Source organism: Acidobacteriota bacterium, from assembly GCA_012517875.1.
Taxonomy (GTDB): domain Bacteria; phylum Acidobacteriota; class JAAYUB01; order JAAYUB01; family JAAYUB01; genus JAAYUB01.
In genome coordinates this window covers 1-26,973 of sequence record JAAYUB010000108.1, presented here as the reverse complement: position 1 = coordinate 26,973, position 26,973 = coordinate 1, and the positions used below count along the sequence as shown (strand labels likewise).

Here is a 26,973-nt window from a genome sequence, read left to right as displayed (position 1 = left end):
TTTACGGATTGTCACCGGATCCGCCCGCCGGGGCAAGCAATTTGTCGATACACGCCGCCGTCTGTTCGCTCATCTGCACCACCGTGAACCGCTCCAGCAGCCGCGCGCGTCCCGCCGCCCCCAGGGCTCGAGCCCTCTCCGGCTCGCCGGCGAGCCGGTTTAGAAGGCCGGCCAGCGCGTCCGGATCATCCGGCACGCAAAGCCAGCCGGTGACGCCGTCGACCACCACTTCCGGGATGCCGCCCGTAGCGGCGGCGGCGACCGGCAGGCCGGCCGCCATCGCCAGCAGGGCGGCACGTCCGAAGCCCTCGGCCCGCGACGGGAGCACCACGGCGTCGAGGCATTTGACCACGGCGGCGACATCGGACCGGAATCCGAGGAACCGGACGGATTCGGCCAAACCAAGCGCCTCGGCCTGCCGCTTCAGCGCCTCCGCCTCGGCGCCCGTGCCGGCCACCCGCAGGGCGGAGTCGGGAAACCGCCTCCGGTGTCGGGCCAGCGCGTCGAGCAGCACGTCCACGCCCTTCTCCCGGGTCAGGGCGGCCAGGCAGCCGAACGTGCATCCGGCGCGCCGCGGGAATTCCTCGTGCGCCGGCGCCACCGCATCGAAGGCGGCCACGTCGAGCCCCTCGGGCACGACGGTGATCTGTGCCGGCGGGATGCCGGAGTCGCGGAGCGCCGCAGCCACCGCCGCGGAGATAGCGATGAAATGGTCCGCCTGACGGTACTTCCAGCGGGACAGGCGGTGGTCTCGGAGCGGAAACACAACCCGTCGGGCCACCACGTGCCGCACTGGTCGCCGCCGCCACCGGGATGCCAGCAGGCCGGCCGTGACCGGCTTGGGCGTGTTGTAGAGGATGACGCCGGGCGCAATCTCGTCCAGCCAGCGGGTGAAACACCGGCAGACGCGGGGCGACAGTTCCCCGCCCGGCGCGAACGGCCGCACCGGCCAGCCCCGCTCCCGGGCGCGGCGCTCCAGTTCGCCACCGACGGCGCACGCCAGCGCGAAGGGGCGCCCGGCCGACTCCCATGTGGCCGCCAGGCTGAACAGCGACTCCTGGCCGCCGCGCCACGCCGGCTCGTCGTCCACCAGCAGAACCGGAGGATCACTCGGCGTCGGCGTGCGGTTCATGGTCCGTCCCCATCTCGTACAGCCGGGCATAGCGGAAGAACGTGGACACCAGCGACATTCCCGCCACGACGACACCCGGTCCGCCATCCAGAAAGCCCCGCTTGAACACGTAGCTTTTGACAAACGCCGCCAGGGGCGCACCCAGCACCTTCGCCGCCGACGCCCGCCGCCCCCGCTCCCACAGGTCCTGGACAGCCAGCCGGGAGTAGGCGTCCATCTTGCGGAGGTAATCGCCGAGATCTTCGTACGGATAGTGCCGGATGGGGGATGCAAACGTCCCCACCGCCCCCGCCACATGGACCGACTCGTGCACCCGCCGCGGCGTCCAGCGGCCCGCATCCTTGCGGAACAGGCGAAGCTGGTGATCGGGGTACCAGTCGGAATGGCGGATCCAGCGTCCCATGAACCAGGCCAAGCGGGGCAGGCGGTAGCCCGCTGGATCGCCCTCGGCCTCGGGTTGATCCCGCCAACGGACGATCTCCGCGATCAATTCCGGCGCGCACTCCTCGTCGGCGTCCAGCGAGAATACCCATGGCGACGTCGCCTGATCCAAGGCGTGATTTTTCTGGTCAACGAAGCCGGTCCAGTCGCGGTGGCACACACGGGCACCGGCCGCCTCGGCCGCCGCCACAGTGCCGTCGGTACTGCCGGAATCCACCACCACGATCTCGTCCGCCCAGGCCAGGCTGGCCAGCGCCCGCGGCAGGCTCCGCTCCTCGTTGCAGGCGATGACGATGGCCGACACGCGCCTCATGCACCGCCTCCCTCGCCACCGGTCCAGGCGCGAATCCGGCCAACCGTAGCGGCGACGTCTATGGTGGCCCAGTCGGGCTCCCATACGGTCAGCCCCGTAGGTTGTTCCAACACCCACGCGGTCCGCCCGGCCGGCGGCGGCCCGTCCGGCGGCTCGGCCTTTCGAAACAGGCGCAGGTCGGTCCGACGGTTCGCCCACTCACCGGGGACGACCGCGGCGGCCGCCGTCCAGTAAAGGAACGCCGACGCGTACTCCGCCAGGCGTTCGCAGTCCGGCTCCGGCAGACCGTCGTCGAGAGCGAACGCCAGCCCTACGCCGCCGGCGGACAGCTCGGCGGAGAAGAAATCGAGCTCCTCGGGGAACGGATCCCGCACCAGCAGGGCGTCCATTCCGATCGTGTGGCCCTCCTGGGCGTAGGGGATCACCCCGAAGCGGCAGATGTCCAGATAGTGGATGGCCAGCACCACCGGCAGCGCCAGCCGCTGCTTCAGAAAGTAGATGAACTGGAGAAGGTCCCACTCGCGCTCCAGGCTCCAGTCGTCGGCCCGCACCGGCCAGTCGGCCAAGACCGGCCGGCCCGGATAGATCAGGCCCACGGCGGTCAGCGGGCCGGCTGCGGCCAGCCGCTCCAGGAACTGGTGCAATTCGCGGCGGTGCTCGTGCAGGTAGGGGAAAAACGGAAGCACCGGGTTCTCACGCCGATAGCCGTGTTCCGCGATGGCTTCCTTCAGACGCATGGGAAAAAACCGTGTCAGGAAATTCGGTGGCGTTTCAATCGGCGCGCGGTTTCGGCTTCGGTCAGCCCCAGGGCCGCCGCCAGGCCCGGCAGGTCCGCGGGATGACGCGCCCGCAGGCGCGCCAACGCCTCGCGTTCCAGCACGGCCTGCTCGCGCTGCAGCCAGGCGTCCAGTCCGATCCGGTCAAATCCTTCGAGAGACGCCTGGACCGGCCCGGTTGCGCTCCGGCCGGGGCCGGGGAACAGGTCGTCCGGATCAAGGCGGCCATCGTCGTCGATGATGACCGCCCGCTCCACCAGGTTCTTGAGCTCGCGGACGTTGCCGGGCCAGGCGTACCGCTCAAGGGCCTGCACCGCCGCCGCATCCAGGACCGGCTGGGGCCGTCCGAATCGCGCGGCCGCCTCGCGCAGAAAGTGTTCGGCCAGCGGCTGGATGTCTTCGGGCCGTTCCCGCAGCGGCGGAATGCTGACAGTGAACTGACCGATCCGAAAGAACAGATCCCGGCGGAACCGCCCTTCGGCCATCTCCGTCTCCAGGTCGCGGTTGGTGGCCACGACGATCCGCACGTCGACGGCCACCTGGAACGTGCCGCCGATTGGGCTGATCCGTTTTTCCTCGAGCGCCTTGAGCAGCTTGGCCTGAACCCCCACCGGCATGTCGCCGATCTCGTCCAGAAAGAGCGTGCCGCCGATCGCCAGCTCGAATTTGCCTTTCATCGCCGACTCCGCGCCGGTGTACGCCCCCCGCACATGGCCGAACAGTTCATTCTCGATGAGCGTCTCGGGGATGGCGGCGCAGTTGACCTCGACGAACGGCCCCGCCGACTGCGGCGAGAGCAGATGGATGGTCCGGGCGAACAGCTCCTTGCCGGTCCCGCTCTCGCCCAGCAGCAGGATGGTGGCTCCCGTGGCAGCCATCCGCTGGAGCTGCCGGGCCACGGCCTCCATCGCCGGGTTGCGGCTGATCAACAGCGGCAGCTTGCGGGCCTCGCGGAATTCCTCGCGGTACAGCAGGACCTCGTCCTCCAGGCGGCGGAATTCGATGCCGCGCTGAATCAGCGCATGGAGCTGCTCCAGGTTGAGGGGCTTCTGGATGAAATCCACCGCTCCGTACTTGATGGCCTGGACCGATTCCTCGATGGAGCCGTAGGCGGTCATCAAAATGACCGGCTGGGTGGGTTCCGCCTGCCGGACCGTCCGCAGGAGTTCCATGCCCGAACCGTCCGGTAGCTTCAGATCGAGGACGATCATGTGGTAGCGGGCACCGTGGAACCGGGCCAACCCCTCCTGGAGGCTGCCGGCGGCGTCCACCTGGTAGCCCTTCCCTGTCAGATATTCCGTCAGCATCTGGCGCAGCGCCGTGCGGTCCTCGACCACCAGCACCCGGCTCGCACCAGGAGCCGGCGGGTCGTTACCCGGCCGGTTTTTGAGGGAAGGATGTTCGTCGGCTCGGTTCATGGGGCGTGTTCATTCGCCGGTTCAAATCAGCCAGGAGATGTGACATGGCCGACGGATCGGCAGCCCCGCCCCGTCTCCATGTACGTCCGCCCGGGCCGACGGGGTTATTTCCTGGTCGGCGGGTTCGGCGGGGGCTGAGCCATGCCCTCCTCCTCCGCCTTGCGGATGACTCCGGCCGGAACCAATTTACGGCGCGCCTCGTCCTTGAGCTCGCCCAGTTCGGCCTCAGCTTTCTTGTACCCGGCCTCCAGGTCATCCAGGCGCTGTCTGGCCTTGTCCCATTGCGGCTTGAGCACCGAGTTGGCGTAATGGCCGCTGGACTCGTTCATGTAGGCGTTGCGGGCGTCGGTCAGGTTCAGCTGGGCCACATCCCGCTGGCGTCGGAGGTCCTGGAGCTCGCGGCACTTGGTGACAATCCGGCCCTGGTACTCCTCGTTGACCTGGTCCTGGGTGGGTGCGGGTTCAGCGGCTTCGCCTTCGGCCGGCGTCTGGTCGGCGGGCGGCTGCGGCACGCCGGAAGTGGACACATTCCCCTTGCTGGATCGCAAGTCCTGGTTGGTGTAAACCTTGGCCGGCTTCTTGCTTTCGCGGTCCTTCCGGGTCTGCTTGGCCAGATCCACAATGCTCTGGGCCGAGAGCGGCGCGGCCAGGGCGAGCACCACAATCCAGAAAGCCAGTTTTTTCATGGCAATACTCCCGACGACGTTGGTGTGTGTATTGTACGTCAAATTGAGGTGCAGGGCAAGATGTTGACACCGGACCGCCAACATTTTGCCATGCCCGACCCCTTCCCGCCGGTCAGTGGCTGAATGGCAGCGTCGGGATATGGCCGGCCAGGAAATGATCCAGGATGGTCTGGTCCACGACATCCACGCAGCCGGAGGTGTCCAGGTCAGCCCACTCCAGCGCCACCTCGAAGCCGGCAATGTTCGCCGCCAGGTATTCAGCCATCAGAACCAGATCGGCCCCAGTGACCGCTCCGTCCCCGTCCAGGTCGCCGTAACGGGAACCGCCCGGCTCCACGCCGAAAAAGTCGAGGTACATCTCGAGCAGGTGCCGCCGGGTGTTGTTCCCCGCGCCGTCCACCAGGCCGCCGAACTCGAAGGAACTGGCGATGGTCCGGTACGTGCCGGCGTCGCGGGCCACGGCGATGCTCGTTTCGGTGTAATTGGGCGGGTCGTTCTTGATGTTCTTGAAGATCTGCGTACCCACACCCTGCTGACGGACGATCACGTCGATGAAGCAGTTGTCCTGCCCGTAGTCGAACGCCAGTCCCGTGGTGACGGGCGCCGCGGCCGACAGCCCGCGGATGTGCCACAAGTCGGCGGCTCCGCCGTCGCTGCTCTGGCTGTAGTTGATCCCGAACGCGGCGCAAAAGTTGTAACCGCCGTTGTTTTTCGGGTCCTGGTACCAGACATCGCCGCCTTCCATGTATACCCGGCCGCCGGTGTTCAGGTAGTCCACCAGGTGCTGCCCCTCCGCGGCATTGAAAATGTGAGCGTGCTGAAACAGGCAGTTGACTCCCACGGCGATGATGACCAGCGGATAGTCGCCGTAGTCGATCGCGGCCAGAGTGGTGTGATCGTGGAGGCTCACTTCCTGGTACGTGTACGAGTAGCCCAGCTCCGTGAGCAGCGCCCGGATGCTTGTCGTGGAACTGTTCGGGTCGGGTCCGGTATCGGTCTGGTCGCGGTCCAGGTTCAGGACGAGGACATCCGTCGGCAACGCCCAAGCAGACAGCGCAACCGCCAGCAACACGCCAACCAGCATGTATCGCAGATTCACGGTATCGACCTCCCCTGCCGCCGGTGCTCGCACTCTGGATCAGCGCCCCGGGTCCACGGGCGCCGCGGCGGCCTTTTCCACCTTGACCCCGGCCGGCGGCGGCTTCAGGATCTTGGCCTTTTCGGCCTTCTCCAGGGCATCCTGCATGCGCTGGTCCGCCCGGTTCACCGTCTGGGTGGCGTCGGCCATTTCCGTCTGCAAGGCATTCACCTCTTTCCGGAGGCGGGTGCGCTCCCGCGACGTCCGGGCACTGCTCAGCTTTTTGTGCAAGTCCGCCCAGCGCACCGAGAGTTTGGCCAGTTCGTCGTTGCCCCGCTGGTTGTCCTTGCGCGCAGCGTAATAAGCATTTCGGATGGCTTGACCTTCCGTGCCCAGATCGGCGATGAACATTTCGTCCGGCGCCGCCGGGCCGGATTTCCCGGCCGTCTTGGCGGCCTGCGGTTGCGCCGAAGTGGTGATGTTACCCTTCCCGCGGTATTGCTTGAGCGACTCGTCATTGTAAGTGCGCGGCTTCGTCCCCTTGGACGGATCTTGCTGGGTGGTCGGGTTATCGGCCGCCGCCAGCGCCCCGAACGCCACAACGAGCATTGCCCCCGTCATCAGGCGTGTCAGTTTCATGAGAAGTCTCCCGTAGGCTCGCCTGGCCGGCCGGTGTCCAATCGGCACGGCGGCAGATAAAAAACGGCCGGAAGGCTGCAGATTCCTTCCGGCCGGGTTGGCGAACTATTTGAATTCGCGCCAGTAATTCATCCGGACTTCCACGCCGGCCGTGGGGTTCATGTCATACGTGATGTTGCCGGCCGCGGCGTCGAACTTCTCGAACTTGTCGTGGCTCTGACTGTAGCCCCAGCCCCACGTCTCGCCGGTGCCGATATCGATCCAGCCCTCGCCGCGGGCGCCCTTGTGGAACGCCGAGGCGCGGCCGTACCAGCTGCCGGCGGATGACAGCTCCACCGGGGTGGAATTGAAGTACCCGCCGTTGAGCGCGTTGAATACGTACGCCAAGGACGTGCCGGCGCCGACGGTGTGGTTGATCGGATCGCAGCCCGTGCCGCCGACGAAAAACTTGTAGGAGGTGGTGGCGATCCAGGCCCGGTCCTTGGTGAAGAAGATCGTGGGCCGGAAGGGCGAGGACTCGCCTTCCGAGGCTCCCGGAAACTCAAAATAGAAGCCCTTGCTGGTGCTCGGATTGAAGGAGGTGGTCGCGCCGGTGCTGGCGATCAGGTCGGAAACGGGGATGACGCCGGTCGTCGGCAGGTTCTCCTTAACTAGGCAGTACATCACGCCAGCCGACCGGGCGCCGAACGACGAGTCGATGGGCTTGCCGTATTCGTTGAACGCGATGAGCGTCTTGTAGCCGATGCCGGGCAGGTTGATCGTGGCCACAAACGGCACCGAGTAGATGGGCGTGCCGTTCTTGGCCTGGAACATCAGCCGGGCGGTCGTGTTGGTGATGTTGGCCTTGTCCAGGACGAACTGGTAGAGGTTGCCGTCATAGTCGCCGATGTAGACCTCATCCACATACGGATCGCGGTCCCGCGGCGACACAAAGGCCACCGGCGGGGCGAAGAAGCAGTTCCCCACCCGGCTCACGAGGGCGGTGGGTGACGCCCCGAATGCGGTCGTGGAGGTGTCAGCCATGTGATAGGAGTAGATGATCGAGGGCACTCCGTTGGTCGGATCGGTGAGTTTGAGGATGTACACCGATTTGCCCAGCTTGGTGGGTTCGGGGAACGCCGGATTCAGGTTGAAACCGGATCCCACCACTGCGCCGAACACCCCGTTGGGGTAATCGGCGGTGGCGGGGCCAAAGCGGCCCAGCGCCGGCACGGACCAGGTCTCGCCCAGGGGGTTCGCGGTCGTGCCGCTGAAGCGCCACAGGAACTCCGGGCTGTCGGGATTGGTGATGTCCAGGCAGTAGTACTCGCGGCCGCCCGCGCCGATGCCGAATACGCACAGCGTGCGCCAGTTGCCGCTGCTGTCGCGCGCGTCGATCACCTTGGGCGAGGACGCCATATAGTAGAAGTGCGGGCGGCGGTTGTAGATGCGGGCGCCGTACACGTCGGGCTGCCCCTGGCTGTTGACGTCGCCGGACGCGTACAGCTCGGTGTAAATCCGGGCCGGTCGGGTGCTGGTCCCCTCGATGGCCGCCGGAATGATGAAGGACCACAGCTCGGCGCCGGTCTCCACGTCCACGCAGTGGAGCTGGCCGTCGTTGGAGCCGAACAGCAGCATGGGGATGCGGTCCTGCAGGCTCTTGGCCCAGTTGAGATACTCGGCGCTGCCGTACGCGGTCAGGGACGGCGGGCCCACGAACGCCGGTGTCGAGTAGGTGATGGAACCCACCGGCAGGGTGCGCACCCAGGTGATGAACAGTTCGAGTTCGTCCTTGGAGAGGCTGCCGAGACCGGCGGTGGATGCGATGACGTTGCTGGATGTCTTCGTGAACTCTTTCAAATCATCGCCGTCCAAGAACAGGACGACGCGTTCCGTGTGCGGCGTGGTGTCGATCCAGTCGGCGAAATCCCACAGCTTGTTGTCGGAGTTCTTGGTGAAGTCGGTCAGGAAGTCGATCTTGCCTTCCTGGGTGGAGGTGGTCAGAGCTTGGAAGGCCCGCATGTGCCCCTTGAACACGGGGCTGTACGTCATGGAGGCCTTGAACATCACGTTCTGGAGCAGGACCTTCTCCGGCATGGCCTTCGGGAACGTGATGGCCGTGGGTTCGATGAAGCCCAGGATGGGCTCGGTGTCGCCGCTGATCTCGCTGCCGAGGCTCCCCAGAATCTTCTCCAGGGAGTTGAGGAGGTCGCCCTCGTTGTCGGCGAAGTAGGCGTAACCGGTGCCGCCGGCCTGGGCGATGGAGTCGAGGCCGGCCTTGTCGGAATCGGACTGGAGGCCGAACCCGACGACGAAGGTATCCACCTTGTGCCGGCTGCGCAGCTTGTCAGCGGCGCTGATCGCCGCGCTAACGCCGGCGCAGGTGTCGCGGCCGTCGGTGAGGAGCATGATCGCGTTGTAGCGGCAGTTGAAATACTGATCGGGCAGCGGCGTCAGGCCGGTCTGGCTCTCGTACGGCGACCAGTTCTTGTGAGTGCCGGACGGCAGATCAAAGTAGTAACAGGCCTTCACCGTGTTGTCGAGATTCCGGTTGAACAGGTAGCGGGCAATCGACTGGAGCGAATAGCTGATGGGCGTGGAGCCGCGGGCCGGCAGTTCGGTCGCAAACTTCCAGCTCAGGCCGGGAACGGTGAGGGTGCCGGTGGTGCGGTCGAAATTGCGGTCCACCCACGACTTGATGGCGGCCCGGTTGTCGTAGCCGGGATCGACGCTGGACATGAACGGATCGTTGTCGGCGCCGTGCGGCAGGGGCACCAGCAACCGGTCCCGATCGCTGCTGCAGCCGGCGCCGGTGAAGAAGTAGGTGTCGTACGTACGCACCTTGGTGCCGTCGCTCCGCTCCGTGACGGTGTAGAGGTTGGTGGGAAAGTAGGCGTAGCGGCTGTACCAGCGGCCGCTGGAGAAATAGCGGTTGATGTCGTGGGCGAGCGCATAGGAGTCGGAGTTGGTGTACATCCAGAACGACCAGCGCAACCGGAGGTTGTCGCGGCTCATGAGCGAGTTGATGGCCGTCTTGGTGATATAGATCTTCGAGTCGGTGCGCTGCCCGGCGAAGTCGTAGTTGGAGCATTGGCCGCCGCTGGCACCGTTGGGCTGGCAGGACATGGAGCCTGACACGTCAATGACGAAGTGAATGTTCGGGGGCAGCAGCCGGCCGATGGGGTCGTTGGGGTCGTAGACCGGCTGGTTCTGGCCCGTCTGCGCCACGGCCGACAGGCCGCTCAGGGCCAGAATTATCAGGAGCCACAGCCATCGGGTATTCATATTGATCCTCCTTCTTGCGCCCGGCTATTTCTGCGGATTGACGTTCCCTTCGCCGCCGCCGAAGGAGTCCTTCGAAGCGTCGACGATGGGCGTATCCAGAAAAATCATCTCTTCCAGAATCTTGCGGGATCCCATCCAGCTCTCGCCGACCGAGCGGACGTAAAAGTAGCCGTCGGCCTCGATGGGCAGGTTGTTGGTGTCCAATTCGGTGGGATCGGTGTTGACCACGTACACCGCGTAGCGCCGGTTGGAGCCGGTGTCGATGAGGGCGGCGACATGCGTGTTGCCGTTGTTGGGATCCAGCAGCCGCTTCCACTTGGCGCCGGTGGTGCCGGTGGGGCCGTAGTCGTAGTCGTTGACGCTGGGGTTGATCTGGTACATCGCCGAGATCTGTTCACGGCTGGAGAGGTTGCGGAGCATCCGCCGGGCGTGCATCAGGCCGGCTTCGGCGGCGTAGAACGCCTCCTTGCCGTACGCCTGGTTGCGGGTGACGTAGACCTCGGATGTAGTGATCAGGATGACGCCCGAAGCCAGCATGGCCAAGGCCATCACGATGAGCAGGGCGATGATCATGGCCACGCCCCTGTTGTTGACGCGTTGTCGTTTCATGCGATGCCTCCTGTGGCGCGCGCCGTCGTCATTCCTCCGGCTCCGGCCGGAGGTTCCGGAACATGACCACCTGCGTGTACACCTCGCGGAACTGCGGGATCGACTGGACGGTGCCGGCGGAGCGGTCCTCGATCCCCGGCCGCCGGTAGTAGATGTCCTGGGTGCCGGTGCGCGCCCCGGCCATAACCTCCGGCATGGCGAAGGTCCGGCCGATGAGAGTGAGGCGCATGGCCCGCAGGTGCTGCAGCTGAGCGTTGGTGATGTTCTGGAAATTCGTGGTGATCCATTCGGCGCCGGTGATGTTGTTGTCGTCGTCGGCGTCGATGCCCATGGCCACCTGGAGATCCTCCACATACCGCGACACTTCTTCGGGCACGGCGTTGGGCCGTGCTTCCAGCCGCATGAGCCGCGGCACGTCGGGGATGTTGGTGTCGATGTAATATTCCCAGATACGAATGCGCATGATGGTGGACCCCGGCGGATACGACTGCGGGAAGCCCTGCGGATCGTTTACGCCGTAAGGATCGTTCGCGCCGGCGTTGAAGGTCACTTCGGTGAAAGGATTGCCCGACTGCGGGCCCTGGATGGTGGTGGGCACGAACAGGTCGGCGAAGATCTGGGCGCCGGGATCCCACGGGTTGTCCACCACGGGGGCGTTGGTGATGAGGAGCAGGTCGCCCTCCTGGAAGGGCTCGCCGTTGATCTTCACCGCCTTGAACTGGGAGCTGGGGGGATTGTACTCGTCGCGGAGCTGGGCGTCGTTGATGATGTCGGGCTCCACCACGCGGATCCGGTCGGGGATGGTGGCATCGTAGCCGGCGTAGTGGCCCAGCTGCAGGCCGGTGACGAACGGCTGCCACTGGCTGTTGGTGCACTCCACAATGTTGAACTGGTAAGCGCCCCGGAGAACTTGCAGCGGCGCCCACTTGGTGTAGGCACCCACCACCCGCAGGTCGGAGGCCATTGTGTCCAGGGCGAAGCGCATGTTGGTGCGCAGCTCCGCCAGCGCCACGTGGGCGGTGGTAGCGTTCTGGTTCTCGAAGAAGAGCGCGGTGGCGCCACCGATGATGACCAGCATGATCACCAGGGTGATCATGGCCTCGAGCAGCGAAAACCCGCGCCGGTTTGGCCGTCGGTTCGATGTGGGTCTCATGGCCGTTCTCCTTGCCGTCAGTCGTGGTACCGGTAGAGGACCATCCGAACAACCTGCTCGGACTCATCGTCAAGCCCGAGCAGTTTCGCATAGTCTTCGGTGTACCTGACCTCCACCGTCACCTTGACCAGTTGGTCGGTTCCCGCCGGCACGTCGGAGGTGCTGGTGGTGCAGGTGAAGTCGTACTTGTTGGTGTCATACACGTAGTCGGCGACCATGTTGAGGTCGGTGCTCGTGATCGACCCGCTGCCGTCCAGCAGCGCGGAGTTGTCGGGCAGCAGCATCACCCGCTCCATCACCACCTCGCCCAGGTACATGAGGCCGCTCACGCCCCCCGCGGCGCTGTTGTTCTTCATGGACCGCAGGAACACCTGGATCACGCCCAGGACCCCCAGGGCCATGACCACCAGGGCCACCAGCGCGGTGATCAGCGTGGCGCCCCGCCGGTTGAGCCGCAGTCGCTTGCCTGAAAACATCTTTCACCTCGCAGATAAAGGCGCTCGATTGAAATCAGATAATTAGCAAGAAACGTGCCGAAGCACGCGCGCAATTATCTGATTGATCACAAGTATATTACAATTTTTACCAGCATGGCGTCAAATTAAAATGTAACAATTTGTTACAATCTCATTGACACCCTCGGCCCCGTCGCATCCCACCACCAGGAGAGCCATTGGCATCGGGCGCCGCATCTGCTACAATGCCCCCTTTGTTGCACCGACACCGGCAGCATCAGACAGAGCCGTGAAGATACTCCACATCTGGAAACGCATCGACCACCACTCCGCCCACTCCGGCTATGACCAGCTCAGCCGCCACATGGACTGCACCCACTACCGGCCGGGCCGGATCTTCCATTTCCTGTACGCGCGCAACCCCGCGCGCTTCCGCTGGGTGGGCGCCATCGATCCGGAGTGGTACAGCTTCGAGTATTTCTGCACCGAGGCCGAGCTGCTGGTCCGCATCAACCTCGTCTCCAACACCGTATTCCACATCCTGTACGGCGAAAACCAGTTCCGCTTCCTGGGCCATGCGCCGCTGCGCCGCGGCAACCGGGTGGTCGCCACTTTCCACCAGCCGCCGGACGTGCTGCCCCGCGCCATTCCGAAGACCGCGCGGATCGCCCGCGCCGACGCCATCGTCGTGGTGGGGAGCAGCCAGGAAGAGTACTTCCGCGGGCTGACCGGCCGGGACAACGTCTACCGCGTGCCTCACGGGATCGACGCCGACTACTTCACTCCCGGCGAGCCGCCGTCCGAGAGCGACGAGCTCCACTGCGTCACCGTCGGCTGGTGGCTGCGGGACGTTGAGACCATCCGTCGCGTGATCGCCATCACCGGCCAGTTGCGGCGGCCCCGCATCCGGTACCACATCGTGACCTTCCCGTGGTGTCAGGAATTTTACCAGGGCCTACCCCACGTGCGGATGTACAGCGGGATCGCCGACGAGGAGCTTCGGGCGCTGTACCGGCGCTGCGACCTCATGTTGCTCCCCCTGAACGACTGCACCGCCAACAACGCCGTGCTCGAGGCCGGCGCATGCGGCCTGCCCGTCTTCACGTCGGCTGCCGGATCCATCCGCGATTACGTGACCGAGGCCGGCGCGGTGATCGCTCCCCCCAAGGACCCCGACTACCTCATCGACGCGTTGGTCGCGGCGGCCGGCGACCGGGCGCGGCTGCGGGCCATGGGCCGCGCGGCCCGGCTGCAGGCGGAACAGTTTGCGTGGCCGCGGGTGGCCGAGCAGATGCGTGCCGTCTACGCGCGGATCCTCGGGTGAGGGTGCGCAATGCTCGCCCTCTGCCCCCGCTGTGAAAAAGCCCTGGTCGTTGACGACCCCGGTTGGCATACCTGCCGGCACTGCGGCGGCCGGGTGTGGATTCCCGATCCCGCCAATCCGGACCGCTCCCCCGCCGAAGACCCGGCCGCGGCCGCGCCCACAGCCGCTCCGGCCCCGGAGCCGGAGCGGACGGACGCCGTGGCTATCCCGTGGGAGACCGGCCGCGGCGGCGCGCTCGGCCGCCTGCTGGCAACGGTCTCGCTGTTCCTGCTCCGCAGCCGCCAGGCCTACGGCCGTTTCCCGGATCATCCGGAAAACAGCCGGTCCTTCATCTACGGCCTGCTGATGGCTTCCGTCGGCCTGGTGGTCCATTTCCAACTGCAGGCGATGTCCTACGATTTTCTCATGCGCTCGCTGGCGCAGCCGGACGCGTCGGCGGAGATTCCCGCCTGGTTGCAGGGAACCATTCAGGAGATGCAGCGCGTCCACCTCGACAGCACGTTCTTCCAGTTCTCGTCGCTCCTGGCGCCCCTGCTCGCCGCAGCCATCGTGATGGGCGGCCACCGCCTGCTGACCATGGGCATGTTCCTCGCCCGCGGCCGCGCGACGCCATCGGCCGACCGCACCTTCCGCCCGCTCGCCTACTCCTACACGCCATTCCTGTTTATCGCCGTGCCCTTCCTGGGGCCCATCTGGTTCATGGTGGTGCAGTACCACGCGTTGCATTCGGGCCTCCGGCTCTCCCGCCGATCCGCCATGCTGCTGGCGGCGCTGAATTTCCTTTTCTTCAACTTCGTCCTGTCGTTTTGGAACTTCATCTATACGCTGATGATCGGGTGACCATGTGATGCGCCGCCCGCTGCCGCGGACGGCGCCTGGGGACTGAAACGATTACGGAACCTGCCCGGGCGGCCGACGTATTACCGGAGCGAAGGGATGTGTTGCGGCTTCCGGCAGGCCGATGATGCAGTCAGCGACGATCGAGATGATTCAAGCGAACGCCTGTGACCGCCTGGCGCAACTGGACGACAACGCCCTCATGCTGTTCGCGCGGAACGGAGAAGGCGACGCGTACATGGAGCTGGTCCGCCGCTACAAGCAGCTCATGGTCAACTACGTCTATCGGCTGGTGTGGGACTACGACTGCGCGACGGAACTGGCCCAGGAGGTTTTCGTGCGGCTGTTCCGCAACATCGACCGGTACGACCACCGGCTCAAGTTCTCCACCTGGATCTACAAGATCGCCACCAATCTGGCGTTTGACGAGCTACGGCGACGCAAGCGGCGCCAGACCCAGCCGTTCACCCGCGAGATCGAGTCGCTGCCCGACGACCACGCCGCCCGGCACGATCCCCAGGCGGCCCATCGGCCCGATCCCGAGCAGGCGCTGCTGCGGTCGGAGGCGGCCCAGGCAATCCTGGCGGCCCTGCAGGAGCTGCCGGCGGACCACCGCCAGCTGTTCGTGCTTAAAGAGATGGAACAACTGCCCCTGGAGGAGATCAGCCAGATCACCGGGATCAAGGTGGGCACGTTGAAATCGCGCCTGTTCCGGTCGCGCGAATTCCTGCGGGAGCGGCTGACGGGATATTTTCAGCGAGGTCATGCGTGATGAACTGCGAACGTTACCGCCGGATGTACGACGAGTACGACGCCGGCACCCTGCATCCGCAGGACTCTGAAGCAATGCGCCGGCACCTGGGCGATTGCCTGTCCTGCCGCCAGTTCTTCCAGGACGCGGGCCAGCTGGCGCGGCTCGCCGCCGCCTGCCCCCCCGTCGCGGCGCCGGACGATTTCGAGGATCGCCTCCGGAGCCGTCTGGATGCGGAACGCGGGGAGCGGAGCCGCCCGCCCGCCCTGCACTGGCACGTGGGTGTGGCCCTGGCGGCCTCGGTCCTGCTGGCGCTGGGAATCTGGCTCGGCACGTATTTCCAGTCACGCCAACTGATTGACGCGCCGAACCGCCTGCTGGCGCAGCAACCGGCAGCCGTCCCGCTCGAGGTGGTCATCCCCGTGGAGCCTGACCGATCGGCGGCGGGCGAGGACCAGATCCGCTTCGTCACCCGCGATCCGGCCACCGGCCGGGAAGTGCTTGTGGAAATGCCCGCCTCGTACACCGTGCAGGACCTGTCTGCCCTGGAGGGCCCCTACCTGATGGAGGTGAGTCACTGATATGAGCCGCACCGCACCCCCCATCTCACTCCCCTCCCGGCGCCGCTGGTTTGGCGCCATGGCCGCCGTGCTGGCTCTGGCGGTCGGAGGCACCGCCGCCGGCGCCGAACCGGTCATCCTGCCGGTGGTCCCGGTGCGTGTCACCATGACCGTCGCCGGCTTTGAGCCGGCAGCGGCAGCCGGAGCCTCAGCATCCAGGTATGTCACCCTACCCGGCTCGGTGATGGACAACTCGGCCGCCCTCTCCATCCAGCAGGAAATCCTGCTGCCCGGTGTCGTGTGGGACGACGCGCACAGCGTGGTGGTGGGTCTGCAGTGGCTGCTGCCGCAGGCCATGCTCTCCGAGACGACGTTCCAGGTGCTGTCGCTGCCCGACCGTCCGGTCAAGCTGGACACGCTGGGCATCGACGAACGCATCGGGCTGCTCATCGCGGGGGCGGCCGCCCCGGTCGCGACCGACGCGCCGCTCAGGCAGTCGGGCATCCGCATGCCGCCGGTGCCCGACACCGACTGGAAGATGGTCTGCGTACCCGCGGGCCGGTCGTTCCGGCTGATCCCGGTCCGGGCGCTCTCCCGCCAGGCACTGGCGCCGCTGGTCCAGGCCGGCGCGCCCCCGATCCTGGCGCCGGTCTTTCGGTCGAACGGCGACTTCGACGGGTTCTGTTATCCGTTCCGAACCGGCAACGTTCCAGCCGACGGCTGGGAATGGCTGCCGGCTCCGGACATTCGCAACCGCGTCGATTACATCTCCCGGCACCGGGTCGACCTGCTCTCGGGCTATCTGGGCGTCTTCTTCGGCTCGGCCGAGAACACGGACCGACGCGCGCGGCCGGCGGTGTTCGTCCGCAGCGTCGTGCCGGCGTCGCCCGCGGCCAACGCCGGCCTGCGGCCGGGCGATCGCGTCGGCCGGATCGGCCCGCAGCCGGTGGAGTCGGTGCAGCAGGCGGTGATGCTGCTGCGCCGCCACGCCCCGAACAGCCAGGTCCGGCTCGAGGTCGTCCGTGAAGGCGAGACGCTGACCCGCGACGTGGTGCTGGGACGGCGGCAGGTCGTCGCCCGGACGGAGACCGACCGTCTCCTGAAGATGCTGCCGGAACCCCGGCATCGCGACCTGGCGACGGTCACCGCCGGCCAGCGGTCCGCGGCCGCCGCCGAGCCAGCCGCCGTCCCGACCATGGGCATCTTCATGCACCCGGCCTCCCGGCAGCTGCGCTCGATGTTGGGCTGGACGGGCGAAGGCGGCGTGCTGATCTCGGCGGTTCTGCCCGGATATCCGGCCGCCGTCGCCGGGCTCCAGGCCGGCGACGTGCTGCTGAATATCCAGGAACAACCGGTGACCGACATGGCCGCAATCCCAAAGCTCCTGCGCAACCTTCAGTCCGGCCGGCAGATCACCGTCCGCTACTTCCGGCAGGGGGAAATCCGGACCACCCGGGTCACCGTGAAATGACAAAGCCCCCGGTTCAGCGGGGGCCTTCGGCATCGTCATGACCGTGCGGAGGCGGGAACCGCCGCCCACTCACCGACGCATCATGTGCCGGCGGAGTAATCGTCAACGTACCGAATCTGCTCCTCAGTCAGGGTGTCGATGGACACGCCCATCGTCGCCAGCTTCAGCGTCGCGATCTCTTGGTCCTGCGTCTCCGGAATGTCATGAACCTTCTTCTCAAGCCCCTTCCCGTGCCGGGCCAGGAACAGCATGCTCATGAACTGGTTGGCGAAGCTCATGTCCATGACCTCGGACGGATGGCCTTCCGCCGCGGCCAGGTTGACCAGCCGGCCTTTGGCCAGGACGTAGATCCGCCGTCCATCCGGCAGCGTGTATTCCTCGTTGTTGGGCCGGATCTCCCGCACGGACTTGGCCAAGCCGGCCAGGTCGTTCAGGTTGACCTCCACGTCGTAGTGGCCGGTGTTGCAGACGATGGCGCCGTCCTTCATCCGCTCGAAATGGCGTCCAATAATCACGTCCTTGACGCCGGTGGCGGTGATGAAGATATCGCCTACCGCCGCCGCCTCGTCCATGGTCATCACCCGACAGCCGTCCAGCACCGCCTTGAGGGCCGCAGTGGCCTTCACCTCGGTGGCGATCACCCGGGCGCCCATCCCCTTGGCCCGGACGGCACAGCCCCGGCCGCAGTGGCCGTAGCCGGCGACCACGAAGTGCTTCCCGGCCAGGAGGACGTTGGTGGCGCGCAAGATCCCGTCCAGGGACGACTGCCCGGTGCCGTAGACGTTGTCAAAATCCCACTTGGTCTCAGCATCGTTGACGGCGACCACCGGATACATCAGCTTGCCGTGAGCGCCCATTGCCCGCAACCGGTGGACGCCGGTGGTGGTCTCCTCGGTGCCTCCGATAATGGCGGCCGCCAGCTCCGGATGGCGGTTGTGCACGGTGAAAATCAAGTCGGCGCCGTCGTCCAGCGTCAGGGTGGGCTTGATCTCCAGGGTCTTGTCGATGCACCAGTAAAACTCCTCGACGTTCATCCCGTGCCAGGCGTAGACAGAGATGCCATCGGCGACGAGCGCGGCGGCGATGTCGTCCTGCGTGGAGAGCGGGTTGCAGCCCGACCAGGCCACCCGGGCGCCCGCCGCCTTCAGCGTTTTTACCAGCACTGCGGTCTCCTTGGTCACATGCAGGCAGCCGGCGATCCGCATCCCCTTGAGTGGCTGTTCTTTGGCGAACCGCTCCCGCAGAGCCATCATCACCGGCATCCGGGACTCGGCCCAGCGGACCTTGAGTGCGCCTTGCTCGGCGAGGGCGATGTCCTTGATCTTGTAATCCACAATTCACCTCGTAGCTGGAGTGTCGTTGGTCCCGTTCGGGTGGCCCGGCGACCCGGGAGCCGCATCCGGAGAACGGACCGCTCATTGTAATGCAGGGGCGGCCGATTGTACATGAAAACCGGCGGCCGGCCGTCGGGCCAGCCGTCCCGCTTGAATTTTTCCGCGCCGTGCATATAATAAGGAAGCAGCAGACATGGACGAGTCTTCGCCACAACACCGTTTACGCATTGGATCTCCATCAGCAGGCTGGATGCCGCGCCGCGATCTGCCGCGCCGGGCGTCCCGCCGGGCGGTGGTCTCATGATTCGGCCGGCGGCAATCGACAACCTGCCGGTGCTCATGGACATCGAGCACCGCTGCTTCCTCCGGGACCAGTTCAGCGAAGCCCTCTACACCGGCTTTCTGCTGCGCCCCGACTGCGAGGTGTTCCTGTCTCTGGCCGGCGAAACACCCATCGGCTCGCTGGTTCTGCTCTTCCCCGCCGAGCTGGACGCGTGCCATGTGATCTCGGTCGCTGTGGTTCCGGAACACCAGGGCCGCGGCTTCGGCCGCGAACTCATGGCCTGGGCGGAGACGCGGGCGCTGGCCAAGCGGTGCCGGCAGCTGCAACTGGAGGTCCGGAAGAACAACCGCCGCGCCCGGACGATTTACGAGGCCCTCGACTACCAAAATACCCGTGTTCTGAAAGATTATTACGGCAAGGGTGTCGACGGCATCCTGTATGTCAAATCCCTGCCCGAGAGTTCAACCCGTTAGCCGGACGCTGTCAATATTCTCTCCAGTGCCGGAGGCGCCCGGGTGGATAACCGTTACCTCTCCTTCGAAATCGACAAGCTGCTGGAGGAAAACCGGAAGCTGCGCTCCGAGAACCGCAATTTCCGCGAGATCCTTTCCTGCGACCAAGACCTCATCATCCGTTTCCACCTTCTCGACCGTTGCTTCCAGTATGTCAGCCCGGCGGCCGTCACTCTGACCGGACATCAGCCGTCGGCATTCTACGAAAACCCCGGACTGCTCGCCGAGCTGGTGGACACCGAGCACCGGCCGGCCTTCGATGCGTTCTGGCAGGCGGCGGCAGCGGGCTCAGCCGACACGGAGCTCCAGCTCCGGCTGCGTCGGTCCGACAGCCTCACGGTCTGGGCCGCCATGCGGACATGGCCGGTGATCAACCACCTGGGCACCCAGGTGGCCGTGATCGGCAGCATCCGGGACATTTCGCTGCAGAAACAGATGGAGGAGCGCATCCGCAAACTGGAGGGCCTCATTCCCATCTGCGCCGGCTGCAAGAAGATCCGCCTGCCCGATCACACGTGGCAGGAGATCGAAAGCTTCCTGGCCGGCCGGTCCAACATGGATTTCACCCACGGCCTCTGCCCGGAGTGCCGCCACCGCTACTTCCCGTCACACCCTTGACAACGGCTCCGGACGATCGCGCGCGTCGGACATAATCTTTCGGCCGGGCCTGGCGGGGACGGTTATGGCTGTTTCTGGAGGATGTCGTCCATGTTGGGGGTGGCCGCCTGCAGGTCGGGAAACACCCGCTCCACCACCGGCCGCAGATACTCGACCCCCGGAAAGAAGGTCTCAACGAATTTCAGGAAGGCCGCCACGATGACCGGGTCGAACTGGGTGCCGGAACACTTCTGGATCTCCTCGACGGCATAGGAGACCGGGCGGGCGGTCCGGTACGGGCGGTCGGACGTGATGGCGTCGAAGGCGTCGGCCACCGACAGGATGCGGGCGCCGATGGGGATCGCCTCGCCGTTGAGCCCGTCCGGTCGGCCGTTGCCGTCCCAGTACTCATGGTGGTGTTTGACGTAGCCCAGGATGTCGGTGTCGCGCAGAATCGGCGACAGGATCTTGGCGCTGATGGCCGGGTGATAGTAGATGTGCGAGAATTCCTCGGCGTCGAGCGAGGTGGGCTTGTTGAGGACGCTTTCCTTGACCCCGATCTTGCCGATGTCGTGCAGCAGGCCGGCGAGATACACCTTCTGAATCTGCTCGCGGGAAATGCCCATGATCCGAGCGATTTCCACGGCGTACCGGGTGACCCGGCGGGAATGGCCCTCAGTGTACTTGTCCTTGGCTTCCAGCGCCGAGACCAGCGACTTGATCGCGTCCAGGTACAGGTTCTTGATTTGGACGGTCTGCTCCTCGACCTTGTCTTCCAGGAACAGCTGATACTCCCGGTTCTTCAGGATCAGGCTGCGCTTCTCCAGGGCCCGCTCGACGGCGATGCACACCTCGTCGAGATTGAATGGCTTGGTGATGTAATCGGAGGCGCCCATCTTGAGCGTTTCGATGGCGATGCTCATGTCGGACACCGCGGTCACCATGATCACCGCCAAGTCGGGGTCCAGGGCGCGGACCTTCTTCAGCAGGTCGATGCCACTCATGCCCGGCATCCGGATGTCGCTCATCATCAGGTCGAACCGCTGGCCGTGTTGAAAAAAATCCAGCGCATTTTGGGCGTTGGGCGCCGGTTGGCAGTTGTACCCTTCCTCCATGAGCCGCCAGGTCAGAATCTCACGTACGCTCGGCTCGTCTTCGACAACCAGGATGGACGCGTGCATGTCAATCCTCCGGCTCGTGGCAGTTGTCGTTGAGCAGCCGTACGATCTCCTCGCAACTGATAAGGATCCGTTCGATCCGCCGGCGGGCTCCCGGCGACAGCTGCTTTTCCTGGAGCAGTAACAAATCGATCTGCCCCCGGATCGTGGTCAGGGGGGTGTTCAGGTCATGTCGTAGCCGCCGGAGCCGTTCCGGGTAGTCGGGAGGCGCGCCGCTCATGGTTGCACGTTTTTCCAGCGGTCGTGGCCCACCAGGACGAATTTGTGGGCTCGGATTCTCAGCATCTTCTGAGCCTGCAGCTTGGAGATGATCCGGCTGATGGTCTCACGAGAAGTGCCGGCAATCTCCGCCAGGTCCTGGTGGGTGATCTTCGTCGAGATCAGCACCTCATCTTCCTCCCACTGACCGTCCACGCGGGCTAGGCTCATCAGGACATGCTTGAGACGGGTTTCGGCGTCGTTGAATTTCAGAATCTGGATGGTCTTCCAGGAATCCCGCAGTTTCCGACACAAGATGGTCAGCAGCGATTCCACCACCTGGGCGTTCTTCATCAGCACGGCCTCGAAATGCTGCTTGGAGATCGAGATGATCTTGCAGTCTTCCATCGCCACCACCGTGGCCGGGGTGGTTTCATTGTCCAGGAGAGAGAGCTCGCCGAACGTGTCGCCGGGCCCGTGGATCGCGAGGATGTTCTCTCGGCCGTCCGGCGTGGTTTGGAGCACCTTTACCTCGCCGTACTTGACGATGTACATGTACTGGCCGGTCTCTTCCTCGATGAAAATGACCTGGTTTTTCTTGTACTCGCGCTCCTGAAAGATGGGCTGGAGATTCTGAAGCTCGGCCGCAGTCAGATTGTGAAACAGGGGGATGCGTTTGAAAAAATCGATGCTGGTCACGGCACCCGCTCGACCACCCAAGGATCATTTGTTTCAATAGTACCCTGAATGCCGCGGATCTGCAACAGCTATTGACCGCCGGGCAGCGAGATCTGGTTGGCCACCGAGCTGCTCTCGCCCACGCAAGTGACCAGAATCGCGGCCCGGTCGGCGATGGGGCACTTGTTCTCGCAGATCCCGCAGCCGATGCAAAAGGCCGCATCGATGACCGGTTTCTGGACGTCGGCCCACCGGCCGTCCGGCGCCTGGACCCGGTCCCGGACCAGTTTGATTGCCTTCTGCCCCTGGATGGTGGGGCAGACCTCCTCGCACACGATGCACGGCTTGGCCTGGGCCCACGGCAGGCATCGGTTCCGGTCCACATACGCCAGGCCCAGGCGGACCGGCGTCCGGCCGTTCCGGCCGAGCCGATCATCCAGCGTGGTCGGTCGGATGGCCTCGGTGGGACACACCTGACCGCACAGCGTGCAGCGGTCGTCGCAATAGCCGATCTTGGGCACCACGATGGGCGTCCACAGGGCGCCCACGCCGCCTTCGAACGCCGCCGGGTGTAACGCGTTCGTCGGACACACCTTCATGCACGCGCCGCACCGCACGCACCGGCTCAGGAAATCGTCCTCGGCCCGGGCGCCCGGCGGGCGGATGAGCTTGTCGCTCGCCTTGAAGACCTTCCGGTCCTGCTCTGCGTTCTCCGCCCCGATGGCCTGGAGAGGCGCCAGCACGAATCCGCCCACGGCCGCGCCCAGCACAGCCCGGCGGCTGAGGTCGGCCAGCGGCCGGCGCTCCGCCGGCACCGGACGCGCGAAGCGGAACCGAAACTCCAGCGCGTCCTCGGGACACACGTCGACGCAGTTGGCGCACAGGTGGCACTCGGATGAGATCCAGGGTTCCCCAGGGATCGGCTGGTCGCCGCCCTGGCACCCCTGCAGGCACCGGTTGCACCGGGTGCAGCGGTCCGCGTGCTTGTGGAGGGTCAATGGGGCCCGCGCCGCACACACCCCCAGCCAAGCACCCAGCGGGCAGAGGTAGCGGCACCAGAAACGGGTTTCGAAGCGGTTGAGCGCCAGCACGACCCCGAAGGTGAGTCCGATGCAGAACGCATGCAGGAAGAAGCGGCTGTCGAAGGGGACGACCACGCCCCGCAGTCCGGCGATCAGGGTGTCGGCGGCCGCCATCCACCCGATCCAATCCAGCACGCGAACCACCCCGTCCAGACCCAACCCCAGCGCCGGATGCACCCAGACGGCCAAGGACCGCGTCAGAAACGAAAACGGATCGAGCCAGCCCACCTGCTGCAGACCCAACAGGCTCCCGGCTAGGAAGAACGCGAGGACCAGGTACTTCAGGTTGCGCCTCGGGTTCCAGCGCCAGCGCCCGCTCCGCACTGCCCGCCGGCGGGCAGTTTTACCGGCGGCGAACAGCTGCTGCAGGGTGCCGAACGGACAAATCCAGCCGCAGAATGCCCGGTTGAGCAGGATGGCCGACAGGACGGTGATCAGGGACCAGAGCAGGACCGGCAGGAACTCCCGGGAGGCGATCCATGTCGTCACCGCGAGGAGCGGATCGAGGTAAAAGAACAGTCCCACTGGTGCCTGGATGCGGAAGGCCTCCAGCTCGCCCGCCGGTCCAACCGGCGGAAATTCCATCCGGAAGAACAAGAACAGGAACAGCACGAAGCAGACGATCTGGCTGAACCGGCGAAAATTCACCAGGCGGAAAAGGCGTGTCGCGCGGTTCATCTACAGCTCCACGGTTCGGGTCTTGAGGCCGACCAGGTCCATGCGCCCGATGCCGCGCCGGCTGGCTTCGACGATGAAGCCCATCTGGGCGGGTTCGATGTCGAACAGACTGCAGCCGAACGCGTCGACGGCGACCATGTCCACGCCGGCGACCAAGGTCCGGGAGAGGACGGCGTCGGCGAGGGAGCCCCCCTGCGGACCGTTGCGCACCAGGATGCGGTAGGCGTCGAGGATCGTCAGGGTGGGACGCACGAAGCCGCCCAGGTCCGCCAGCGCGGTGTGGATGTTCTGATGAAACGCTTCACGCCGACCGCCGATCACGCCCATCAGGTTCTTGAACCCGAGGCTGAGCCGCGCGGTGCTGTGCTGCTTGGCGACGGGCACGTTGATCACCTTGTCCGCCTCCAGCACGTCGCGGTAGATGGGCCACTTTTTCAACCACTCGCCGCCGAGCGTCATCTCCACGAATTTGCGCTCGTCGACAAACTCCAGCTCCACCCCCAGGTCATGGACGGCCCTGGAGATGCCGCTGCGCGCGTAGCAATGGCGGGCCTCATAGAGGCTGTGGTCGAAGATTTTGACCGTCTTGGCCCCCGCGTTGAGAACCTCCACAGCCAGCGCCCGGACCACATCCGGGTTGGTGTTGGCCGCCTGCTCCGGCACGCGGTTGAACCCGATGTTCGGTTTGAGCACCACACGGTCGCCCCGGGCGACGAACCGCTTCATGCCGCCCAGCGCCGCCACGGCCTCGCGCACCAGCGCCTCCGGCTCACCGTTACGGACCACCACCAGATCGTGCGCCGGCGCCCCGACGCGCTTGTCGGCGCTCAGCTCCCCGCTGCCGCCGCACCCGGCCAGGCCTGCCAGGGCGATACCCGCCGCGGCCGGAACAAGCAAGTCCTCCAAAACTTCCCGGCGAGTCCAGGGCGTGGTGAACGGACGGTTGGACATGGCGACCTCCTTGTCATGATTCCGGTGATGGGGAGGCGGGACCGGAAATCGGGATGTGATCCTGCGACCCGGTCACGCCGTCGAGATGCAGCCGCACGACGTTTTCGGCGGCCAGGCCGTCGGGCCGCCGGCGAATTCGCCGGGACCCGATGACCGCTCCATACACCAGCGCTCCGGCACCCAGCGCCAGCAGGAGAATCAGGCCGACGAACCGCAGCGCGGCCAGGACCAGATCGGCATAGCTGTAGTTGTCCCGGCGGAAGAACCGGGTGAGATCGATCTCCCCCGAGGCTTCGGGATGGCGCGCGGCCTCCTCCAGCCGGGCGAACGCCGCCGTGACGGAGTCCGGATCCGCCGGGCCCAGGTAAAACGCGAGGCGCTCGCCCATGCGCTTCAAACGGGGCATGGTGTCCGCGGACTCAAAGCGCGTCAGCAATTGCGCAGCGTCATCCGCCGAAACCGGCGACAGCCAGCCGGACCAGGTGACCCCGGCCGCGCCGCGGTACCGGGCGACTGCCAGGCGATTGCCCCGGTTCAGTCCCACCTCGGCCGCCGTACCCGCCGGCGCCTCCGTCAGCAGCGGTAACTGGCTATCCCGGATCAGGTACCGGCGAGAGGGCCGGTCCAATCCTTCGACCGGCAGTTTCAGGTACAGATCGGGCACCGGTTCCTGGCTCTGAAACTGCTCTGAAAGCCACTCGTAGTATTCGGACAGGTGCGCCCGGGCCACCTGTTCAAAGACGGTGCGCAGCACCGTCCGCCCCCGCCACACCACCATTTCCTGTTCCTGAAGGTAGCAGCCGACGAGGTCGGACATCGGTTTGGCTCCCGGGCGCTGCATGAAGGTGAACAGGCTGAACGCCGCTTCCGGTTGGTCGAAACGGAAGATGTCGATCCGGATGACCTGCCCGTCGAAAGAACGCCGGTAACTGCTCGGCCGACAGTCCGGCAACGTTGCCAGCGCACGCGCCTCGTCGGGCTTGAGGGGCGGCGACATCGCTTCCTCGGTCGCCGGGCACGGCGCGCCCAGTTCGATCACCTGCCCGGGCACGCGTCCGGCGGCCAGCAGCAACACGAACACGGCCCAGGCGGCCCGGGGGCGGCGGTGATCAGCGCACATGGTCGGTCCCGGCGGCCGCCCGCGCTCGGGCCAGCGTTCCCAGGCTAGCCAGGTAGTCCTCAATGCCCAGGGAGATGGACTGGGCCACGCGGCTCTGACTGTCCGTCTGCGAGATGATCTGCGCCTCCCGCTTGTTGGAAATGAAGCCGATTTCCAGCAGGATGGCGGGGATGTCGGTTCCAATCAGCACGACAAAAGGCGCTTTTTTAACGCCGCGGTCCCGCACGGACGGTTCCAGTTTGCGCACGGCGCCGATCATCTTGCGATGGACCTTTGTGGCGAAATCCCGCGACTCGTTCACCTTCTCGTACATGGTGATCTTCTTGATCACGTCCTCGAGCTGGCTCAGGTTCTGCTGCGCGCTGGCGTTTTCCACCGCAGCCAGCAACTGGGTGCGGGAGTCGCGGGTGAGACCGAGGTAGAACGTCTCGATGCCGGCCGCTTTGCTGTCGTTGCTCGCGTTGGCGTGCAGCGAGATGAACAGGTCGGCGTTCTCCACGCTGGCCATGGCGGTCCGCTGCTCCAGCGGCATGAAGACGTCCGTCTCGCGGGTGAGCAATACTTCGATGTTCAGACGGCTCTCCAGCTCGGCTTTCAGTTTTTTGGCGATGGCCAGCGTGACGTCCTTTTCCCGGATGCCGCCATAGCCGATGGAGCCGGTGTCCTTGCCGCCGTGACCGGGATCGATGACGATCTTGCCCACCTTCATGCCCAGGATGCGGGTCAGCGATCGCCGGCCGTCCAGATTCGGTTTGGGCGGCGGAAGCGGTCCGGCCGAACCCGGCTCGCCGGCCGACGGCTGAGGCAGGGTGCCGCTCCCGGCCGGTTTCGGACGCTCCGCCGCCGGCTTGTCGGCGGAAGCGCCCGCCGGTGCCGGCGGTTGCGCCGCCGGTTTCGCCGCGGGCGAAGCCGGTTTCGCCGGGGTTTTGGGATCGGGCGAAGTCGCGGTCGTTGCACCGGCCGGTGCGGGGGTTGCGGACGGCTTGCCGGCAGATGGCGCCGTCACGGATTTGTCAGCCGACTGTTCCCTGGGCTTGTCGTCTGACTTCGCCTGGTCCTGGCTTTCCCTGTACAGTCTCGCCAGGCGGCGCTTGCGCTCGTCGAGGCTCTGCCCCTTGCCCAGATCGCGGATATCCACCACCACCCGGAATGGATCATAGAGGGTGAACACCGTCAGCGCGCCCTTCTGCTTGAAATCGAGAACCACCCGGGCCACATCGAGCTGGTATTGCCCCACGCGAATGCGGTCCAGGTAGGAGTCACCCACGGCGAAATTCTTCCCCTTGACCGCAGCGGACAGGATCGTCCGGCTGAAATCCAGGTAGATCCGGTAGGGGTGGTCCACTTCGTTGTGGGTGAAGGGGACATCCCGATCCAGGTCGATGACAACGCGGGTGTAATCGAGGGTCGACCAGAAGCGGATCTCGGTGATCTGGGCCACGATGGCGCCCGGCG

General features: G+C 65.6%; 26 protein-coding genes. 7 read left to right on the top strand and 19 right to left on the bottom strand.

The window, feature by feature from the left end:
- Position 1 precedes the first annotated feature (1 nt).
- The 11 genes from GX414_11700 to GX414_11650 form a co-directional block, all read right to left on the bottom strand.
- The gene (locus GX414_11700; protein ID NLI47759.1) at positions 2-1,132 is read right to left on the bottom strand and encodes a glycosyltransferase; all 1,131 of its coding nucleotides are present in this window, start codon (positions 1,130-1,132) and stop codon (positions 2-4) included.
- Positions 1,107-1,886, bottom strand: a complete 780-nt coding sequence (locus tag GX414_11695) for a glycosyltransferase family 2 protein (GenBank protein NLI47758.1) — start codon at positions 1,884-1,886, stop codon at positions 1,107-1,109. Before GX414_11695 ends, GX414_11700 begins: the two co-directional genes overlap by 26 nt.
- The gene (locus GX414_11690; GenBank protein NLI47757.1) at positions 1,883-2,623 is read right to left on the bottom strand and encodes a tryptophan synthase subunit alpha; all 741 of its coding nucleotides are present in this window, start codon (positions 2,621-2,623) and stop codon (positions 1,883-1,885) included. The genes GX414_11695 and GX414_11690 overlap by 4 nt, the downstream gene beginning before the upstream one ends.
- A 14-nt stretch (positions 2,624-2,637) precedes the next feature.
- Entirely contained in the window at positions 2,638-4,080 is a 1,443-nt protein-coding gene (locus GX414_11685; GenBank protein NLI47756.1) for a sigma-54-dependent Fis family transcriptional regulator, read from the bottom strand.
- A 104-nt stretch (positions 4,081-4,184) separates the two neighbouring features.
- Positions 4,185-4,766 (bottom strand): hypothetical protein, encoded by a 582-nt coding sequence (locus tag GX414_11680; GenBank protein NLI47755.1) that lies wholly within the window; start codon positions 4,764-4,766, stop codon positions 4,185-4,187.
- A 112-nt stretch (positions 4,767-4,878) separates the two neighbouring features.
- On the bottom strand, positions 4,879-5,865 hold the full coding sequence (locus GX414_11675) for a hypothetical protein (GenBank protein NLI47754.1): 987 nt from the start codon (positions 5,863-5,865) through the stop codon (positions 4,879-4,881).
- A 39-nt stretch (positions 5,866-5,904) separates the two neighbouring features.
- On the bottom strand, positions 5,905-6,483 hold the full coding sequence (locus tag GX414_11670) for a hypothetical protein (protein NLI47753.1): 579 nt from the start codon (positions 6,481-6,483) through the stop codon (positions 5,905-5,907).
- 105 nt (positions 6,484-6,588) lie between these two features.
- Positions 6,589-9,747 carry a VWA domain-containing protein gene (locus GX414_11665; GenBank protein NLI47752.1) on the bottom strand — a complete coding sequence of 1,053 codons (3,159 nt, stop codon included), beginning with the start codon at positions 9,745-9,747 and terminating at the stop codon, positions 6,589-6,591.
- Positions 9,748-9,771: 24 nt separating this feature from the next.
- Positions 9,772-10,356 (bottom strand): hypothetical protein, encoded by a 585-nt coding sequence (locus tag GX414_11660; protein NLI47751.1) that lies wholly within the window; start codon positions 10,354-10,356, stop codon positions 9,772-9,774.
- 28 nt (positions 10,357-10,384) lie between these two features.
- Complete coding sequence (locus GX414_11655) at positions 10,385-11,509, bottom strand: prepilin-type N-terminal cleavage/methylation domain-containing protein (protein ID NLI47750.1); 1,125 nt, start codon at positions 11,507-11,509, stop codon at positions 10,385-10,387.
- 17 nt (positions 11,510-11,526) lie between these two features.
- Positions 11,527-11,985: a hypothetical protein gene (locus tag GX414_11650; GenBank protein ID NLI47749.1), complete on the bottom strand. Its 459-nt coding sequence runs from the start codon at positions 11,983-11,985 to the stop codon at positions 11,527-11,529.
- Positions 11,986-12,253: 268 nt separating this feature from the next.
- Between GX414_11650 and GX414_11645 the strand changes: the two genes are divergently transcribed.
- The 5 genes from GX414_11645 to GX414_11625 all read left to right on the top strand — a co-directional run bounded on the left by GX414_11645 (position 12,254) and on the right by GX414_11625 (position 16,907).
- Positions 12,254-13,288 carry a glycosyltransferase family 4 protein gene (locus tag GX414_11645; GenBank protein NLI47748.1) on the top strand — a complete coding sequence of 345 codons (1,035 nt, stop codon included), beginning with the start codon at positions 12,254-12,256 and terminating at the stop codon, positions 13,286-13,288.
- 9 nt (positions 13,289-13,297) lie between these two features.
- Positions 13,298-14,128 carry a hypothetical protein gene (locus GX414_11640; protein ID NLI47747.1) on the top strand — a complete coding sequence of 277 codons (831 nt, stop codon included), beginning with the start codon at positions 13,298-13,300 and terminating at the stop codon, positions 14,126-14,128.
- A 145-nt stretch (positions 14,129-14,273) separates the two neighbouring features.
- A complete protein-coding gene (locus GX414_11635) occupies positions 14,274-14,897 on the top strand; it encodes a sigma-70 family RNA polymerase sigma factor (protein ID NLI47746.1) in 624 nt (207 codons plus the stop codon).
- The gene (locus GX414_11630) at positions 14,897-15,457 is read left to right on the top strand and encodes a hypothetical protein (GenBank protein NLI47745.1); all 561 of its coding nucleotides are present in this window, start codon (positions 14,897-14,899) and stop codon (positions 15,455-15,457) included. Before GX414_11635 ends, GX414_11630 begins: the two co-directional genes overlap by 1 nt.
- A gap of 1 nt (position 15,458) precedes the next feature.
- Positions 15,459-16,907, top strand: coding sequence for a PDZ domain-containing protein (locus GX414_11625; GenBank protein ID NLI47744.1), 1,449 nt, complete (start codon positions 15,459-15,461; stop codon positions 16,905-16,907).
- 80 nt (positions 16,908-16,987) lie between these two features.
- On the opposite strand, the gene GX414_11620 is transcribed toward GX414_11625, so the two are convergent.
- Positions 16,988-18,241 (bottom strand): adenosylhomocysteinase, encoded by a 1,254-nt coding sequence (locus GX414_11620; GenBank protein NLI47743.1) that lies wholly within the window; start codon positions 18,239-18,241, stop codon positions 16,988-16,990.
- 300 nt (positions 18,242-18,541) lie between these two features.
- Here GX414_11620 and GX414_11615 point away from each other — a divergent pair, with 300 nt between their 5' ends.
- Positions 18,542-18,997, top strand: a complete 456-nt coding sequence (locus tag GX414_11615) for a GNAT family N-acetyltransferase (protein ID NLI47742.1) — start codon at positions 18,542-18,544, stop codon at positions 18,995-18,997.
- 42 nt (positions 18,998-19,039) lie between these two features.
- Positions 19,040-19,654 carry a PAS domain S-box protein gene (locus GX414_11610; GenBank protein ID NLI47741.1) on the top strand — a complete coding sequence of 205 codons (615 nt, stop codon included), beginning with the start codon at positions 19,040-19,042 and terminating at the stop codon, positions 19,652-19,654.
- Positions 19,655-19,716: 62 nt separating this feature from the next.
- Here the strand turns inward: GX414_11610 and GX414_11605 are convergent, their stop codons facing one another.
- From GX414_11605 to GX414_11575, 7 genes are all read right to left on the bottom strand, one after another.
- Positions 19,717-20,814 carry a response regulator gene (locus GX414_11605; GenBank protein NLI47740.1) on the bottom strand — a complete coding sequence of 366 codons (1,098 nt, stop codon included), beginning with the start codon at positions 20,812-20,814 and terminating at the stop codon, positions 19,717-19,719.
- A gap of 1 nt (position 20,815) precedes the next feature.
- Positions 20,816-21,031, bottom strand: a complete 216-nt coding sequence (locus GX414_11600) for a hypothetical protein (GenBank protein ID NLI47739.1) — start codon at positions 21,029-21,031, stop codon at positions 20,816-20,818.
- Entirely contained in the window at positions 21,028-21,708 is a 681-nt protein-coding gene (locus GX414_11595) for a Crp/Fnr family transcriptional regulator (protein ID NLI47738.1), read from the bottom strand. Before GX414_11595 ends, GX414_11600 begins: the two co-directional genes overlap by 4 nt.
- 68 nt (positions 21,709-21,776) lie before the next feature.
- A complete protein-coding gene (locus GX414_11590) occupies positions 21,777-23,447 on the bottom strand; it encodes a 4Fe-4S binding protein (GenBank protein NLI47737.1) in 1,671 nt (556 codons plus the stop codon).
- Positions 23,448-24,398, bottom strand: a complete 951-nt coding sequence (locus tag GX414_11585; protein ID NLI47736.1) for a DUF362 domain-containing protein — start codon at positions 24,396-24,398, stop codon at positions 23,448-23,450.
- 13 nt (positions 24,399-24,411) lie between these two features.
- Complete coding sequence (locus GX414_11580; protein NLI47735.1) at positions 24,412-25,518, bottom strand: hypothetical protein; 1,107 nt, start codon at positions 25,516-25,518, stop codon at positions 24,412-24,414.
- Positions 25,508-26,973, bottom strand: a 1,466-nt coding sequence (locus tag GX414_11575) for an AMIN domain-containing protein (protein ID NLI47734.1), incomplete at its 5' end; no start/stop codon positions are given. The genes GX414_11580 and GX414_11575, both read right to left, overlap by 11 nt.

Bases quoted from the DNA above. Each gene is read 5' to 3' on its own strand.
- GX414_11690 (NLI47757.1), bottom strand. From the start codon at position 2,623: ATGCGTCTGAAGGAAGCCATCGCGGAACACGGCTATCGGCGTGAGAAC.
- GX414_11590 (NLI47737.1), bottom strand. From the start codon at position 23,447: ATGAACCGCGCGACACGCCTTTTCCGCCTGGTGAATTTTCGCCGGTTC.
- GX414_11640 (NLI47747.1), top strand. From the start codon at position 13,298: ATGCTCGCCCTCTGCCCCCGCTGTGAAAAAGCCCTGGTCGTTGACGAC.
- GX414_11600 (NLI47739.1), bottom strand. From the start codon at position 21,031: ATGAGCGGCGCGCCTCCCGACTACCCGGAACGGCTCCGGCGGCTACGA.
- GX414_11650 (NLI47749.1), bottom strand. From the start codon at position 11,985: ATGTTTTCAGGCAAGCGACTGCGGCTCAACCGGCGGGGCGCCACGCTG.
- GX414_11635 (NLI47746.1), top strand. From the start codon at position 14,274: ATGATTCAAGCGAACGCCTGTGACCGCCTGGCGCAACTGGACGACAAC.
- GX414_11670 (NLI47753.1), bottom strand. From the start codon at position 6,483: ATGAAACTGACACGCCTGATGACGGGGGCAATGCTCGTTGTGGCGTTC.
- GX414_11625 (NLI47744.1), top strand. From the start codon at position 15,459: ATGAGCCGCACCGCACCCCCCATCTCACTCCCCTCCCGGCGCCGCTGG.
- GX414_11665 (NLI47752.1), bottom strand. From the start codon at position 9,747: ATGAATACCCGATGGCTGTGGCTCCTGATAATTCTGGCCCTGAGCGGC.
- GX414_11585 (NLI47736.1), bottom strand. From the start codon at position 24,398: ATGTCCAACCGTCCGTTCACCACGCCCTGGACTCGCCGGGAAGTTTTG.
- GX414_11685 (NLI47756.1), bottom strand. From the start codon at position 4,080: ATGAACCGAGCCGACGAACATCCTTCCCTCAAAAACCGGCCGGGTAAC.
- GX414_11605 (NLI47740.1), bottom strand. From the start codon at position 20,814: ATGCACGCGTCCATCCTGGTTGTCGAAGACGAGCCGAGCGTACGTGAG.
- GX414_11700 (NLI47759.1), bottom strand. From the start codon at position 1,132: ATGAACCGCACGCCGACGCCGAGTGATCCTCCGGTTCTGCTGGTGGAC.
- GX414_11660 (NLI47751.1), bottom strand. From the start codon at position 10,356: ATGAAACGACAACGCGTCAACAACAGGGGCGTGGCCATGATCATCGCC.
- GX414_11680 (NLI47755.1), bottom strand. From the start codon at position 4,766: ATGAAAAAACTGGCTTTCTGGATTGTGGTGCTCGCCCTGGCCGCGCCG.
- GX414_11695 (NLI47758.1), bottom strand. From the start codon at position 1,886: ATGAGGCGCGTGTCGGCCATCGTCATCGCCTGCAACGAGGAGCGGAGC.
- GX414_11580 (NLI47735.1), bottom strand. From the start codon at position 25,518: ATGTGCGCTGATCACCGCCGCCCCCGGGCCGCCTGGGCCGTGTTCGTG.
- GX414_11630 (NLI47745.1), top strand. From the start codon at position 14,897: ATGAACTGCGAACGTTACCGCCGGATGTACGACGAGTACGACGCCGGC.
- GX414_11655 (NLI47750.1), bottom strand. From the start codon at position 11,509: ATGAGACCCACATCGAACCGACGGCCAAACCGGCGCGGGTTTTCGCTG.
- GX414_11615 (NLI47742.1), top strand. From the start codon at position 18,542: ATGATTCGGCCGGCGGCAATCGACAACCTGCCGGTGCTCATGGACATC.